Genomic DNA, 15,424 nt, shown 5'->3' on the forward strand with positions numbered 1-15,424 from the left:
AACAAGAGCCCACGGCCATGCTGATCGACGAAGAATTCACCCTCAAGAAGCTGGAAATCTTCCTGGCATTCATGCGCACCGGCAACCTGGCCCGCGCCGCCGCCGAGCTGCAAACCAGCAATGTCAGCGTCCACCGCGCCATCCACTCGCTGGAAAATGCCTTGCGCTGCCCGCTGTTCAAACACGAGGGCCGCAACCTCACGCCGCTGGAAAGCGCCTACGTGCTGGAAGAACGCGCACAGAAACTGATCGCCGATGTGGTCGACAGCGTACGCCTGACCCGCGAAGCCGCCGGTTTCTCCGCCGAACGCTTCAAGCTCGGCTCGCTGTATTCACTGACCGTCAGGACCGTGCCGCAATTGATCATGGGCCTGAAGATCAGGCGCAGCGAACTCAATATCGACCTGATCCTCGGCTCCAATTTCGACCTGCTGTACAAGCTCAAGAACATGGAAGTCGACGCAATCCTCATCTCCCTCGACGAACACGCCAACGACCCCGACTGCGAACAGATCGAGCTGTTCTGCGACGACATCTTCCTCGCCACCCCGGCCGACTCGCCCTTCGACCGCGCCCAGGAAATCGACCTGGCCGACGTGCGCGACGCCACCTTCATCACCCTCACCCAAGGCTTCGCCACTCATCAGGATGGCAACCGGGTGTTCAAGCAGGCGGGGTTCGAGCCGAAGGTGGCGATGCAGGTCAATGACATCTTCACACTGCTGAGCATGGTCAGTTCAGGGGTGGGTTATGCGTTGCTGCCGGGAAGGATCGCGGCGGTGTACGAGAACCGCGTGAAGCTGATACCGCTGCAACCCAGGTATCGGTTGCAGCAGCATATCGGCGTGGTGTTCCTGAAGGCCAAGGAGCGTGATCCGAATTTACTGGCGTTGTTGGCGGAGTGTCGGATGTATGCCAATCGGCAGGGAACAGCCTGACACTCCGCAATCCCCAAGGTCAGCCCACCAACCCACGCACAATGAAGTACAGCAACGAAGGCCCCAGCAAACACCCAAGCCCGGTATGGAACGTCGCCGTCAACGCGCCATACGGCACCAAGCGCCGATCCGTCGCCGCCAGCCCTGCCGTCACGCCGCTCACGGTGCCGGCCAGGCCACCAAACACCATCGCCGAACGCGGGTTGTCCAAGCCCATCCAACGCGCCGCCACCGGGGTACCGACCATCACCAGGATCGCCTTGATCAACCCGGTCGCAATGGACAGCGCCATCACATCCGAAGTCGCGCCAATCGCCGCACCGGTCACCGGGCCGACGATGTAGGTCACGGCACCCGCGCCGATGGTGGTCATGCTGATAGCGTCGCGATAGCCAAACACCCAGGCCATGCTGGCGCCGACGATAAACGGCAGGATCGTGCCCAGCAGCAGCGCAATCACACCGATCATCCCGGCCTTGCGCGCTTCGGTGGCCTGTACCTCGAACGCCGTGGCAACAATGGCGAAGTCGCGCAGCATCGCGCCGCCCATCAGGCCGATGCCGGAGAACAGCGCCAGGTCGGCCAGGCCTTTTTGCCCGCCGGTAAGGGTGCCGCCGACCCAGGCCAGGACCAGGCCGATGACGATGGCAATCGCCGAGCCGTGGATGCGCCCGAACGTCAGGCGCTTGGACAGCACCACGGAAATCCACATCACCACGCCAACAAACGCAAACGCGGTGATCAGGCCGTTATGTTCCAGGCCTTTTTCGATGAGATCCCACATATCAGCGACCTCCCGCAGGCACGATCAACGGCTCTTCGGCGGGCAGAGGCTCGCCCTTGTGGGTACGGCTGATCAACGCAATGGTGCAACCGCAGACCACTACCGAACCAATCGCCGCCAGTACCGCGACCGGTCCGCCGTGCAAGGCGGTCACGACGTTTTGTTGCGCGGCCATCGCCACCACCACGGGGATATACATGGCGCCCCAAAAGCCCACGCCCATCTCGCATTCCTTGGTCATGCCGCCGCGTTTTTGCATCCACAGGCGGGCGCAGATCAGCAGGATCATGGCGATCCCCACCCCGCCCACGTTGGATTTGACGCCCAGCAACACGCCGAGCATGTCGCCCATGATCACACCTGCCAGCGTGCAGATCGCCAGCAATGCCACACCGTAAATAATCATTGTTGTTGTCCTCGAAGTGCTCGATCGAAATTGTTGTTTTTGTGCTTCGACAGCCTTGGGTGGTGCTTTATCGGTGGCGGCGCTCCTCCTCTTCCAGCAGGGCCTGCAAGGTATCCAGGCGTGCGCCTTCGCAGGCGATCACGGTGCCTTGTTCGAACACGCGGCGTGACAGGCCGGTGAGCACGGCGCCCGGGGGCAGTTCGATTTGCAGGCGCACACCGCGCTCGTAGGCGCTTTGTACGGTGCCGCGCCAGTCAACGACGCGGCACATGTTGAAGGCCAGGTCGTCGCGAAGGTGTTCGGGGTTGTGGATCGGCCGCGCGCGGGTGCTGCTCAGGTAGGTGATGCGCGGCGCCTTGAGCGGGACAAATACCTGGGCCAGGGCCTCGGCCGGCTGCGCCAGCAGCGCGCAATGGGACGGCACACTGACGGCCAGGCGTTTGGCGATGCCGTTGCCCTTGATGCGCGCGGCGACACGCTTCATGGCCTCGTCGCTGCCGGCGATCACGCTCTGGTTATCGGCGTTGATATTGGCCAGGTACACCGGGGTTTCAGGGCTGTGGATGTCGGCGAGGAGTGTTTCGACGGTGGATAACTCCACGCCGATGATCGCGGTCATGCCGTAGCCGTGTGGATAAGCGTTTTGCATCAGTTGGCCGCGCAGGCTGACCAGCTTTACCGCATCGGCAAAATCCAGGGCCCCGGCGATGACCGCAGCCGGGTAGGCGCCGATGGACAGGCCCGCCACGTAATCCGGGGTGCGCTCCAACAGGCGGGCGTGGGCGACGCCGGCGATCAACAGGCACAGTTGCACGGCGCGGGTACTGGCCAGGGCTTGCGCTGAATCGAGCCGGCGCACGTCTTCGCCCAGGGCATCGCTGGCTTCTTCCAGCACAGGTTCGGGCAGCGACTGGAGCATGCCGAGTCGCTGGGCACCCTGCCCCGGAAACACCAGGAGGCTGCTCATGCCACGGCCTGCCAGGGATCGTCGACCAGGCGCGCGCCGCTGATGGTTTTCAACAGCACGCGACGTGATCCGCCAGCCCATTCGCGCAAGGCCACGGCGCCAAACGGGGTTTGCAGTTGCAGGTCCACAGGGCACACCGCCGTGTCCAGGCTCGCCAACAGGTCCTCGGCATCGGCGCGTTCAAGGCGCTTGGGCGTGCGCAGGATCAAATCCAGATCACTCTGGGCATGCAGTGCTTCGATGCCGGTGGCCAATTCAAAGCCTGCGCTACCGCTGACGCCCCATGCCTTGTGCACCAGCACCGAACGCAATTGAGCAAGCGCTTGCAGTGCGGGTATGTCCCGTAGCGAAACCACGTCGCGCAGGGCTTCCGGTGCAACGCGCCGCTGCACCGCCGCCAGCGGCATCTCGGCGGCGAACCGCTGCTCACGCAAACGCCCGCGCACGCCGACCGCCACATGCCCCGGCGCGGCAATGGCGCGGCGCACCACCACCGGGTGGCCGGCGCCAAGCGCCTCCAGCACCCAGGCCGGTGCATCGGCGGGCGCATGCGCCGGGGTCATGCCCCAGAGCAAGTCGTGGGCGTTCACCATTGTTCCCGCAGCAGTTGGCGAACCTGGCTGGACGCTGCGCGATTGGTCGCGCCGAGGCGTCCGCGCAGATCGGCGCTGCCGACGTCCTTGATCGCATTCACCAGGCAATCGCTGACCCGCGCTACATCGTCCGCCGTGGGCTGTTCAATCTGGCAGACCGACAAGGTCTCCCACAGCAAGCCGAGGCTGGCATAGCTGTCGATGTCATAGGCCATGGGCGGCACACTGGCGGCCAGGGCTTCCAGCTCTTCGACGCTGCGCAGGGTCACTCGCGCGGCAGAGGCCTTGCCCATGGCGTGCACCATCACGCCGGGATCGCGCAGGGCAATCAGGCGGTTGGCCTGGTAGCCATGGGCCAGGAACGCACCGGACATGGCCTTGCCCACCAGCAGCGCAATCACCGGGTGCCCGGCCAGGCGCGCGCGGGCATAACTGTCGGCGGCAGCGGCCAGGGCCTGATGGATGCCGAGGGCTTCTTCACGACGGCCGTAGGCCTGGCTGGGCACGTCGACGATGGCGATGATCGGGCGCTTGTCACCCCGGGCGATGGCTTCATCGACGGCCTTGGCCAACCCCCAGCCCTCCAACAAACCGACTTCGCCATTGCGTGCCCGAGGGAAGCGGTTTTGCGCGTCGGTCACTACGGCGACAAAGCGCACCTGTTGCTCACCCAATACACCGTCGGCCACCCTCAGCGACGCCGGCAAATCGTCTACAACTGGAGCGCCGGCGCTCAATGCGTTGAACCACTGCAAGCCTCTCATGAGCGTTCTCCCTGATACAGCTCGCGCACCGTCGCCGGGTCGATTTGCGCTACGGCGTCCAACTCGGCCAAGCGTGCGAGGTAATCATCAGCCTGGCGACTGCGCTGTTGTGCGGGCACACCCTGCTGCAGCAACGCGCTGACCGTCTGCTGGATCTGCGCCACATCATCGGCCACGTAACGGTCGGCCAGGCCACTGTTAAAACGCTGTTCGCCGCCCGTGAGGCTCCAGATAAAAGGACGGTCGCGGGAGTCGTACTCTTCCAGCCCGGCCTCCTGCTCGATCACCTGCGGACCGTTCAGCCCCAGGCGCGCTTCACGGGTGACGACGAGATAACTGCACAGCCCGGCCGCGATGGACATGCCGCCGAAACAGCCAACGCTGCCCGCCACTACGCCGATCACCGGCTGGTACTGGCGCAGGTCGACAATCGCCGCGTGTATGTCGGCAATCGCTGCAAGGCCAAGGTTGGCTTCCTGCAAGCGCACGCCGCCGGTTTCCAGCAGCAGCACGGCGCGGGTCGGGATGCCCTTGCGGTTGTCTTCGGCCGCCAGTTCCAGGGCGCCGGCGATTTTCGCGCCGCCCACTTCACCGAGGCTGCCGCCCTGGAAGTTGCCTTCAATGGCCGCAATCACCACAGGCAAGTCGCCGAGGCTGCCCTTGGCGATCACCACGCCGTCATCGGCCTGGGGCACCACACCTTGGCGGCTGAGCCAAGGCGACATGACCCGCTGGAACGGGTCGATCAGTTCGCGAAAGGTGCCGGCATCCAACAAGGCCTTGGCCCGCTGCCGCGCCCCCAGTTCCACGAAGCTGTGTTTAGCCAGCAAGTCAGTCATGGTCGATCTCCTCGAAACCCTGCTCCAGGCGCAGGCGCACCACGCCGGGGGTGGCGCCGAAATCGTGGATATCAATGTTCAGGGCCGGTGGCGTCTGCTCCTGGAAGATGCGTTCGAACAGGTGCTGCCAGCGTTGTTCGGCGCCATTTACCGAGGTCTGGACCTGGATGGTCAGCGTGCCGGCCGTGCCCGGCTCCAGCAGCACTTCCAGGTCGCCCGAGCCGACGCAGCCCACCAGCGCACGGCCTTTTGGCGGCTGCCCGGCGGGGAATTCAAAGGATAAGGTTTCCATCACAACGCTCCGTCGAGGCGGTCGATAAACAGGCAGGCGGCCAACAGGTCGGCGGCGCCGCCGGGGGAGGCATTCAGGGCCAGCAGTTGGTGGTCCAGTTCATGCAATTGGCGGCGCCCGGCGAGGCTTGCGCTGCCGCCGGCGTCCAGCACGGCCTGGGCGCCGCGCTGCATGGCATGCAGGCCTTCCACGCCGGCGCGATAGAGCACGCAGGTGTCGGCCAGCTCGGTCATGATCGCGAGCAAGGCGTCCAGGCGCGCGTTCTGTTCACCAGCATTTTGCTGGCGGCTTTTGTGCAGTTGCGGCAGACCACGTTGGGTCACGGCGGGGAAGCCCAGTTGCGCTTCTTCACGGGCACCGCGTGCGCCATAACGCTGGGCGACCTGGGCGCCGTGGCTCGGGGTTTGCGGCGCGTAACGGTCGTTGAGCAGGGCCAGTCTGGCGGCGTTCAGCGTTATGGCACGCGGTTCCAGGGCAGCCGCTGCGGTCAGCAGGCCGAGGGCCCAGATCGCACCGCGATGGGTGTTCACGCCGTGGGTGGTGACGAGCATCGCCTGTTCGCCTTCGCGCCCGATACGGCCGAGCGCTTCGCGCAGCGGCAAGCCGACCTCGCCGAATTCAAGCGCCGCCTCGGCCATCGCCTTGAACATCGGCCACAGCGACAGCGCCGAAGCGTGCATCAGCCCCAGGTGCAGATCACTGTGGGCGCCGTTGCCGCGGCGATCCACCAAGGCGGGCTTGGGTGACAGGTCGGCTTCATCGATCAGCGCATCGACGGCCATATCCGCCAGGCGATCCGCGAGGCTGAGTTCGTGCAGTTTAAGGGCGCGCATTTACCAGCTCCTGAATTTGGCGGGCGGGTTGTACAGGCCACCGGACCACTCCACCAGGTCGGCCACGCTCTTGGCGGCCAACAACTCGCGGGTGGCGTCGGTACGGCGGATGCCCAAATCTTCGGGCAAGGCGATCAGGCCCTCGCGGCGCATGCGCGCGGTGTCCTTGGGGTTGTGGCGCATGCCGATGGCGGTCACCCCGGCGACGGCGGCGATCATCGCCTGGCGCTCTTCCAGGGACCGCGCCTTGTACAGGTAGGCGATGCCTTCTTCGGTGAGCAGGTGGGTGACGTCGTCACCGTAGATCATGATCGGCGCCAGGGGCATACCGCTTTTGCGCGCCACTTCCACGGCGTCGAGGGTGTCGACGAAGGTGGGCTTGCCCCCTTCCTGGAAGGTCTCGACCATCTGCACCACGAGCTTTTTGCCGCGTTCCAGCAGCGCTTCCGGCGCGTCGCCGTGGCGCATGTCCAGCCATGCCGGCGTGCCGTGACGACGACCGCGCGGGTCGTGGCCCATGTTCGGCGCCCCACCGAAACCGGCGAGGCGGCCACGGGTCACGGTGCTGGAATGACCGTCGCCGTCGACTTGCAGGGTCGCACCGATAAACAGGTCCACCGCGTATTGGCCGGCCAGCTGGCAGAACATTCGGTTGGAACGCATCGAACCGTCGCGGCCGGTGAAAAACACATCCGGGCGCGCGGCGATGTAGTTCTCCATGCCCAGTTCGGTGCCGAAGCAGTGCACGCTTTCCACCCAGCCGCTTTCGATGGCAGGGATCAGCGTGGGGTGCGGGTTGAGGGTCCAGTTACGGCAGATCTTGCCCTTCAGGCCCAGGGATTCACCGTAGGTGGGCAGGATCAATTCAATGGCGGCGGTGTTGAAGCCGATCCCATGGTTGAGGGACTGAACATTGTGTTTTTCGTAGATGCCGCGGATCGCCATCATCGCCATCAGCACATGCACCGGCTTGATATGGCGCGGGTCGCGGGTGAACAGCGGCTCGATGTAGAACGGCTTGTCGGCCACCACCACGAAATCCACCCAACTGGCAGGGATGTCGACGCGGGGCAAGTCGCTGACGTCATCCACCAACTGGTTGACCTGCACGATCACGATGCCATCGCTGAACGCGGCGGGTTCGATCAGCGCGGGAGTATCTTCGGTGCTGGCGCCGGTGTAGATATTGCCGGCACGGTCGGCCATGAAACCGGCGGACAGTACGACGTTGGGGATCAGGTCCACCACCAGCCGTGCATAGAGTTCGATGTAAGTGTGGATCGCACCGATTTCCAGCAGGCCGTCTTCGAGCAGTTGGCTGATGCGCAGGGATTGGGTGCCGGCGAAGGAAAAGTCCAGCTTGCGCGCGATGCCCTTTTCAAACAGGTCCAGGTGCTCGGACCGCCCGACGCTGGGCATGATCATGTGCAAATCGTGGAGCTTGGCCGGGTCGGCCTTGGCCAGGGAGCGCGAGAGGAAGTCGGCCTGCTTCTGGTTGTTGCCTTCCAGCACCACGCGGTCGCCGGGGAGGATCAGGGCCTCAAGCGCTTCGACAATCCTGTCACTGGGCAAAACCGCCCCGTCTGCATACTGCAAAACCCGCCCGAGCCGCCGCTGCTTCTCGTCACGCCGCCGCGTCCAGCGCGAGTCGGGGGTAGTTATTGTTGTCATGGTCGCTCCACGGGTTTGCTGTCGTGGGCTGTACCTTAGGAGTGATTCGGGGGGCCATCAATCAAGCTTAGCGGTGGATCGTTACGGTTGGAGTAATGGAGAATCAGCAAACACTGATCCGAGCCAAAAGATGATCTAAATGTGGGAGGGGCTTGCCCCCGATAGCGGAGGGTCAGCTAAGTGATGTATCAACTGACACTCAGCCATCGGGGGCAAGCCCCCTCCCACATTTGTTCAGTGATGCCTGTTAGATAGCGGTCCCAAACAGGGGCTGATCAGTCCCTGTTTGGGACCTTTTCCAGCGAAGGGCTGACCTGCTCCAGCGCCCGATCCACCAACAACTGCCCCAACTCGGCCATTTGCTGGATCCCGAGCATGATGGCGCGCTGGGAAGTGTCCAGGTCGAAGGCCAGGTTGCAGGTGAGTGCGTTGAGGGAGGACAGGGTTTCGCTGGCGTTGACCAGCAGCGTTTCGGTGGTTTGGTGGGGGTTTACGGCGAAGAGAGGCAGATTAGGGGTAGGTTTGATCATGATGAAACTCCTAAACAGTCAGTAAGGAGCGCCACCGTTCGCTTGCACGCGAATGAGGGTGGCGACCGTGCGCAGGTGTGCAAGACCGGGCCTGTTTAGGACACCCAGCAGGTCCGAAGACCTCCTGCGCGCAGCCGCCATAAAGCAGCGAGCACAAAAAACGCCCGTTGGTTGGCAGGGCGTTTGTACGCCTAAACAGTTTCGTCGGACTTGCACGTCCGTGTCACCGTTTTTTGCGATGACGGGACGAAGACTAGGCGCGCGGGCTGCACGCGACAAGTTCATGCACAGCCCAAAATCTTGCAGGAAAAATCCTAAGACCACCCGCAATCCGTCAAACACCGGCACTTTAATGTGGGAGGGGGCTTGCCCCCGATGGCAGTGGGTCAGCCACCAGATGCAGTGACTGACACACCGCCATCGGGGGCAAGCCCCCTCCCACAGGGGATCCTCACATGACTTAGATTCAGGCCAGTCCGGACTCGACCAATAAGGCTTCAAGCCCCATCAAATCCGGCACCTTAGCCACATGTTCCCCCACCTGCACCGCCGCCAGTTCCAGCGGGCACAGCGGCACGTCCACGTAGCTCAATTCGCTATCGAGCTTGTACGACCGTGGAATCCCCTGGATCACCAGCGCAATGAACTTCAACGTCGGTCGGCCGCCCAGTGCATTCAACACCACGATCCGCGAGCGTTCGCCGGTCACGCCGGCCTCGCCGCACGCCGCTTCAAAGCTGATCAACGGGATTTGTCGATCTCGCCACGTCACTTGCCGCAAATACCACGGCGGCGCATCGCTGGCCGGTTCGCCGCGCTGGAAGTCGATCAACTCGGCGATGGCGACGTTGGGCAGTATCAGGTGGCGGTCGGCCAGGGGCAGGAGCAGGCCGGTGAGTTGGCTGGTGCGGTGGTCAAGCACGGGATTTGCTCCAGTAGGCGATGCTTTCGAGCAGCACCGATTCCTGGTACGGCTTGCCCAGGTAGTCGTTGACGCCGATGGCCATGGCGCGGTCGCGGTGTTTCTGGCCGGTGCGGGAGGTGATCATGATGATCGGCAGGCGCATCAGCCGGGGGTCATTGCGCACCTGGATGGCCACTTCGAAGCCGTCCATGCGCGGCATTTCGATGTCGAGCAGCATCAGGTCGGGGGTATGTTCCTCGAGCACGGCAAGGGCGTCGATGCCGTCCTTGGCGGTGAGTACGTTCATGCCGTTGCGCTCCAACAGGCGGCTGGTGACTTTGCGCACGGTGACCGAGTCGTCCACCACCAGCACCAGCAGCGGGCGCTTTTTCAGCGGGTCGTTGAGGATCAACGGAGCATCCACCGCCTGGGCCGGCAAGGCCGGTTGCCGGGCGCGGATGTGCGCGAGCAGGTCGATGATCAACACCACGCGCCCATCCCCCAGGATGGTCGCGCCGGATAACCCCTGCACCCCGGAAAACTGCGGGCCCAGGCCCTTGACCACAATCTCCCGGGTGCCGGCCATGGCGTCCACATGCACCGCCACACGGCGCTCGTTGCACTGCACCAGCAACACCGGCACGGGTTGATACTGGCCCAGTAATTTCGGGCGACCGACGGTGTGCAGCAGGTCACCCAGGTAAAACAGCTCGTAGCGTTGGCCGGCATATTCATAACACGGCGGATCCTGCTGGTAGTGCCCCGCCAGCTCATGGGGCAGCACCCGCACCAGACCTTCGATGGTGTTGAGCGGGATCGCATATTGATCGTCCGCGCAGTGCACCATCAACGCCCGATTGACCGACACCGTAAACGGCAGGCGGATGCGAAAGTGCACGCCCTCCCCCGGTGTCGAGTCAATGAACATCGAGCCGCCGAGCTGGCGCACTTCTTCGTGCACCACGTCCATGCCCACGCCACGCCCGGAAATCTGCGTGATCTTTTCCGCCGTAGAGAACCCCGGCTGCAGAATGAACTGCAACACATCACGGTCGCTCATCTCTTGATGAGGGGCGAGCAAACCGCGCTTGATCGCCTTGCGCCGCACCGCGTCCAGAGGCACACCGGCACCGTCGTCGCGCATGTCGAAAACGATATCGCCGCCTTCGTGGGTCAGGTCCAGGGTGATGCGGCCCTTCTCCGGCTTGCCGGCCAACAGCCGCGCATCGCGGGGCTCCAGGCCATGGTCGACGGCGTTGCGCAGCATGTGTTCCAGCGGTGCCGCCATGCGCTCCAGCACATTGCGGTCCATTTCACCCTCGGCATTGCCGACGATGAACTCCACGTCCTTGCCCAACTCGCCCGCCACCTGGCGCACGATGCGCTTGAGGCGCGGCAGCATGCGCTCGAAGGGCACCATGCGCGTGCGCATCAGACCTTCCTGCAACTCGGTGTTGATGCGCGCCTGTTGCTGCAACAGGCCATGGGCGTCCTCGTTGCGGCGGTCGAGGGTGTCCTTGAGGTCGAGCAGGTCGGAGGCCGATTCCGACAGCGCCCGGGACAGCTGCTGCAACTGCGAATGACGGTCCATTTCCAGCGGATCGAATTCTTCATAGCCCAGGCGCTCGGCCTCGGCCTGTTGACGACTGAGGATTCGCCCCTGGGTTTCGGTGTCGAGGCGGCGCAGTTGGTCGCGCATGCGTTCGATAGTGGTTTCCACCTCATGCAGGGCAATGCGCGCGTCGTTGACTTGCTGCTCGATACGACCACGGAAGATCGAGGTCTCGCCGGCCAGGTTGACCAGGTCGTCCAGCAGGTCAGCGGAAATCTTCACCATGTCGGCGCCGGGATCAACCACCGCTTCGGCCTTGCCTGCGGGCAGCGCCACGGGCGTCACGGGCTCATCGCTGGGGTGCACCAGGCTCTTGATACGTTCGATAAGCTTGTCCACCGAACCCACCGGCAGCCCATCCGCCACGGCGTCGATCATCTGCGCCAGGCGGTCGTGGCAGCCCTGCAGCAACGCGAACAGTTCGGCGGACGGCGCGAGCAAACCGGCGGACAGCCCTTCGTAGAGAAATTCCAGCTCATGGGCCAGGTCACCGATCGGCCCGATCTCGACCATGCGCGCGCCGCCCTTGAGGGTGTGCAGGTCGCGCAGCAGGGTTTCGACTTCCTGGCGATTGTTCGGCTCGGCCTGCCAGCGCAGCAAGGCGCTGCCGGAGCTGTCGAGAATGTCGGCGGCTTCTTCGAGGAAGATGTCCAGCAACTCGGGGTCGGTGCCCGGCGTTTCCGCAGGTGGGGCGGCCTGTACAGCCGGCATGCCGCCCTGGCGTAGCGCGCGCAACCGGGCGACCAGTTCGGTGCTGTCGCTCAAGGGTTGATGGTGCTGCAGTTCCTCCAGTTGCAAGGCCAGTCGCTCATGGCTGGCCATCAGCACCTGCGACAACTCGCTGGAGTAGCTGTAGCGCCGATCCACCAGGCCTTCGTACAGGCATTCCAGTTCATGGGCCAGGTCGGCCACCGGTCCGATGTCGGCCATGCGCGCGCCGCCCTTGAGGGTATGCAGGTCGCGCTGCAGGGACGACAACGGCGCGGCACTGTCCGGCTCCAGCAGCCAGCGTTTCAGGGACTGCCCCGCACTGTCGAGAATATCCACGGCTTCTTCGAGGAAGATTTCCACGAGTTCATCGTCGATCCACGTTTCATCCTGCAGTTGCGCGGTGGCGGCGCCCAGTTCGGAGATGCTCAGGGCGCGGCTGCCGTCGCTTTTGATCAGGCCGGTGGCAGAAGGGTCCAGTGCATCGTCCAACAGTTCGCGCAGGGCGTGTACACGTGCCGGTGCCGGGATGATTTCCTGGCCGGCGGCCAATTGATCGAGCATGTTGATCAGCGCTTCATGGGCCTGCTCGGCCTCATGGAAAAATCGCTCGCTGACCGCCAGGCTGCTTTCTTCCACGGCGCCGTAGAGGTCGAGCAAGGCTTCGCAGAGTTCATCGATGGCGTGCAGGTCAGCGACATGGGCGCCCTCCCCCAGCGTGGTCAATTCATCCAGCAGCGCGGTGAGTTCCTGGCGTTCGCCGGGGTGCTGCTGCCAGCGGCGCAGCAGGTTTTCGGCGTCGAGCAGAATGTCCATGCCCTGGGCCAGGAAGTTGGCGATCAGTTGCGGGTCGCGCTTGATCCGCAACCCCGTGTTGGGGGCGTCGAGCAGCGCGGCCAGTTGATGGTCGAGCAGGGCCTGGGTCCGGCGGATCAAGTCATCCGCGCCCTTGATCGACACCAGGGGATCGCGGTCCAGTTGACGCAACCCACGCTGGAACAGGCCTTCGGCTTCCAGCAGCAACTCGACTTCGTCCAGGTCCAGCGGCAGGCGATGGGCCTTGTATTCGCGGGTCAGGTGATCCAGTGGGCGCACCAGCTCGGCGATCGGCAACACGCCGGCCATGTAGGCGCTGCCCTTGAGGGTGTGCAGGGCGCGTTGCAGTTCATCGCTGACTTGCAGCGGCACATGCTCGGCGGCCTGCTGCAGGAAGTGGTTGAGGCTGTCCAGATGGCTCTGGGCTTCGTTGCGGAAGATCTCCAGCAGCATCGGATCGTGGGGTTCGCCGACCGACGCTGGGGCGCCGTTGGCCCAGGCGTGGGCGCGGGCGGCCAGGGCGTCGACCTCATCGCGCTGGTGTTGCTCGCCCGTCGCGAAGTCGGCGATCAATGCCGGCAGCAGGGCCACGGCGTCATCCAGCACCTGTTGGATCTCGGGGCCGAGGGCCACGCTGCGCTCGAGCACACGGTTCAACAGGTTTTCCACGGCCCAGGCCAGCTCCGCCAGCACCAGGGCGCGCACCATGCGGCCGCTGCCTTTCAGGGTGTGGAAGGCGCGGCGCATTTCGCCCTGGGCGGTTTTGTCCGCGCTGTTGGGCAGGTGACGGTGCAGCACCTCAAGGACTTCCTCGGTTTCTTCGAGGAAGACGTCGCGCAGTTCATCGTCGATGGGCGCTTCATCGGCCGGCGGCGGCAGCAGGCTACCGGGGCGTTGCAAGGCCGGCGGATTGAGGCCCGAAGTGGGGTTGGCCAATGCGTCGAACTGGGACTGGCTGGGCGCAACCTCGCTCGACAGCGCGCCATCGGGTGCTGCCAGCGCCTGGCGCCAGGGTTTTTCGGCGGGCAGGTAACCCAGCGCAGCCAGGCTTTGGGTGGCCAGTTCCAACACCCGCTCACCGGCGGCGTCCGGGTCCTGGAGCATGCGTTCGAGGTAATACTCCAGGCTGCTGATCACGTCAGCGAAATGCCCCAGTTGCAGCTCCGACGGCGGGCTGTCGTTGACCATCAACTGTTCGTCGACGTAATCGGTGCAACCGCGCATCAGGCTGGCCGCGCGGGGCAAGGGGATCATCGCCAGCGCGCCGCGCACCTGGCTCAGCAGTTCCGGCAGGGATTCCAGGCGCTGGCGGTCCCAATCGGCTTCGATACAGTCGATCACCAGCTCCTTGGCTTGCTGCAGGCACTGGCAGGATTCGCGGATGACCAACTGGTGGATCTGGGTCAGGTCGGTGGTGGGCAGGCGGCTTTCTTCGTGGCCTTCCGGCTCGACGGTGCCGACCATTCCCGCCAGCGTGGCTTCCACATAGAGCAACGCACCGGCGACGTCCATCAACACCGCATCGTTGGGCTCGCGATGCCCCTGGGCCAGGCTCAATACCACGGCCAGCTGGTCGATGATGACTTTGCGCGGCTGGCCAAACCCCAGCACCGCGAGGGTATCGGCAATCTGTCGCAGGGGAGCCAGCAGCGCGTCGAGGTCGCTCGTGTGCTGGCGGTCGCTGCGCACGAACAGGTCGAGGCGCTCTTTGACCCGCACCAACTCTTCACACAACGCACCGAGCACCGAGCCCATGGCGTTGCGATCCGGCCCGGCAAGGCGCGCGCGTTCGGCGTCCACCACCGTGCTGTCGGGCAAGGCCTCATCCAGGCTGTAGCGCTCTTTCAGACTCTGCATGCGCGGGGTCGGCCGGGTGACTTTGGCGACGTAAAACAACAGGCTCTTGAGCAGTTCATCCGGTGCGGGCTGGTTGATCCCGCCGATGCCCTGCGCCAGCAGGCGCTTGAGCTGCTTGTCGCTGGCCTTGAGCAGGCTGCGCAGCGCCGGGCTGTTGGCGACCACGCCGGTGAGCATGCCCTCGACCAGCGCCGACGCCACTTGCCATAGCGGCAACAGCGGCGCGCCCTGGCACAGCGCCTCAAGGCGCGCGAACACCCGCGCCATGTCTTCCAGGTTGCTCGGCCCGTGGTCTTCACGCAGCAGCCCGGCGAGGGCTTGCTGCAACAGTTGATGCCACTGGCGCAGTTGCGCCTGGAGGTCGGCCGGCGCGCGTTGGGCCAGGGCGTCCTCGGCAAGCGGCGCAATCGACAGCAGTTGCGGGCTGAACAAGCTGGTTTCCGACAGCAGGCTTTCGCCGTGGGCACTGCGCAGGTCGTTGAGCAGCGGCAGCACCACCAGCGGTAAATCACGGCGAGCGCTGTGCACCCGGTCAAGGTACAACGGCAGTTGGCCCAAGGCCTGTTGCAGCAGGCGGATACTTTCCTCGCGCTGGCCGACATGCCCGGCCTGGAGCGCCAGGGCCAGTTCCTCGATCTCTTCGGCCAGCAGCGCCGCGCCGTAGAACTCGACCATTTGCAGCGCACCATGCACCTGATGGATAGCGTCCAGGCACTGGCTGATCACGCCATCGTCGTGGGTCTCGACAAATGCATCCAGCGCCGAACGGGCCTGCTTCAGGGTTTCGGCAATGTCGCCCTTGACCCATTCAAGGGCCACGTAGTCGTGCCGATCAACCATAACTGCTCCGCTTAGAATTCGTGGGTTGCCTGGATCTCAAAGCCAATAGAGATCTAGTGTGGGAGGGGGC

General features: G+C 64.4%; 13 protein-coding genes. 1 reads left to right on the forward strand and 12 read right to left on the reverse strand.

Annotated features, from left to right (window positions below):
• Positions 1-17: 17 nt before the first annotated feature.
• A complete protein-coding gene (locus FX984_RS17275) occupies positions 18-938 on the forward strand; it encodes a LysR family transcriptional regulator (protein ID WP_027606066.1) in 921 nt (306 codons plus the stop codon).
• Between the two features lie 19 nt (positions 939-957).
• Here the strand turns inward: FX984_RS17275 and madM are convergent, their stop codons facing one another.
• The 12 genes from madM to FX984_RS17340 form a co-directional block, all read right to left on the reverse strand.
• Entirely contained in the window at positions 958-1,722 is a 765-nt protein-coding gene (madM, locus tag FX984_RS17280) for a malonate transporter subunit MadM (RefSeq protein WP_027606067.1), read from the reverse strand.
• Between the two features lies 1 nt (position 1,723).
• A complete protein-coding gene (gene madL, locus FX984_RS17285) occupies positions 1,724-2,128 on the reverse strand; it encodes a malonate transporter subunit MadL (RefSeq protein ID WP_027606068.1) in 405 nt (134 codons plus the stop codon).
• Between the two features lie 67 nt (positions 2,129-2,195).
• Complete coding sequence (mdcH, locus tag FX984_RS17290; protein WP_146477655.1) at positions 2,196-3,095, reverse strand: malonate decarboxylase subunit epsilon; 900 nt, start codon at positions 3,093-3,095, stop codon at positions 2,196-2,198.
• Positions 3,092-3,688 carry a malonate decarboxylase holo-ACP synthase gene (locus tag FX984_RS17295; protein ID WP_108573374.1) on the reverse strand — a complete coding sequence of 199 codons (597 nt, stop codon included), beginning with the start codon at positions 3,686-3,688 and terminating at the stop codon, positions 3,092-3,094. The genes mdcH and FX984_RS17295 overlap by 4 nt, the downstream gene beginning before the upstream one ends.
• On the reverse strand, positions 3,682-4,452 hold the full coding sequence (gene mdcE, locus FX984_RS17300) for a biotin-independent malonate decarboxylase subunit gamma (protein WP_027606071.1): 771 nt from the start codon (positions 4,450-4,452) through the stop codon (positions 3,682-3,684). The genes FX984_RS17295 and mdcE overlap by 7 nt, the downstream gene beginning before the upstream one ends.
• Positions 4,449-5,291, reverse strand: coding sequence for a biotin-independent malonate decarboxylase subunit beta (locus tag FX984_RS17305; protein WP_027606072.1), 843 nt, complete (start codon positions 5,289-5,291; stop codon positions 4,449-4,451). The genes mdcE and FX984_RS17305 overlap by 4 nt, the downstream gene beginning before the upstream one ends.
• Positions 5,284-5,583, reverse strand: a complete 300-nt coding sequence (locus FX984_RS17310) for a malonate decarboxylase subunit delta (protein ID WP_027606073.1) — start codon at positions 5,581-5,583, stop codon at positions 5,284-5,286. Before FX984_RS17310 ends, FX984_RS17305 begins: the two co-directional genes overlap by 8 nt.
• Positions 5,583-6,416 (reverse strand): triphosphoribosyl-dephospho-CoA synthase, encoded by an 834-nt coding sequence (locus FX984_RS17315; RefSeq protein WP_027606074.1) that lies wholly within the window; start codon positions 6,414-6,416, stop codon positions 5,583-5,585. The genes FX984_RS17310 and FX984_RS17315 overlap by 1 nt, the downstream gene beginning before the upstream one ends.
• Complete coding sequence (gene mdcA, locus FX984_RS17320) at positions 6,417-8,087, reverse strand: malonate decarboxylase subunit alpha (RefSeq protein ID WP_065938129.1); 1,671 nt, start codon at positions 8,085-8,087, stop codon at positions 6,417-6,419.
• Positions 8,088-8,362: 275 nt separating this feature from the next.
• Positions 8,363-8,617, reverse strand: a complete 255-nt coding sequence (locus FX984_RS17325; protein WP_092355663.1) for a DUF6124 family protein — start codon at positions 8,615-8,617, stop codon at positions 8,363-8,365.
• Positions 8,618-9,083: 466 nt separating this feature from the next.
• A complete protein-coding gene (locus tag FX984_RS17335) occupies positions 9,084-9,539 on the reverse strand; it encodes a chemotaxis protein CheW (protein WP_027606077.1) in 456 nt (151 codons plus the stop codon).
• Positions 9,532-15,354, reverse strand: coding sequence for an Hpt domain-containing protein (locus FX984_RS17340; RefSeq protein WP_146477653.1), 5,823 nt, complete (start codon positions 15,352-15,354; stop codon positions 9,532-9,534). Before FX984_RS17340 ends, FX984_RS17335 begins: the two co-directional genes overlap by 8 nt.
• Positions 15,355-15,424 lie beyond the last annotated feature (70 nt).

It is taken from the genome of Pseudomonas marginalis, from assembly GCF_008692035.1.
GTDB classification, from domain to species: domain Bacteria; phylum Pseudomonadota; class Gammaproteobacteria; order Pseudomonadales; family Pseudomonadaceae; genus Aquipseudomonas; species Aquipseudomonas marginalis.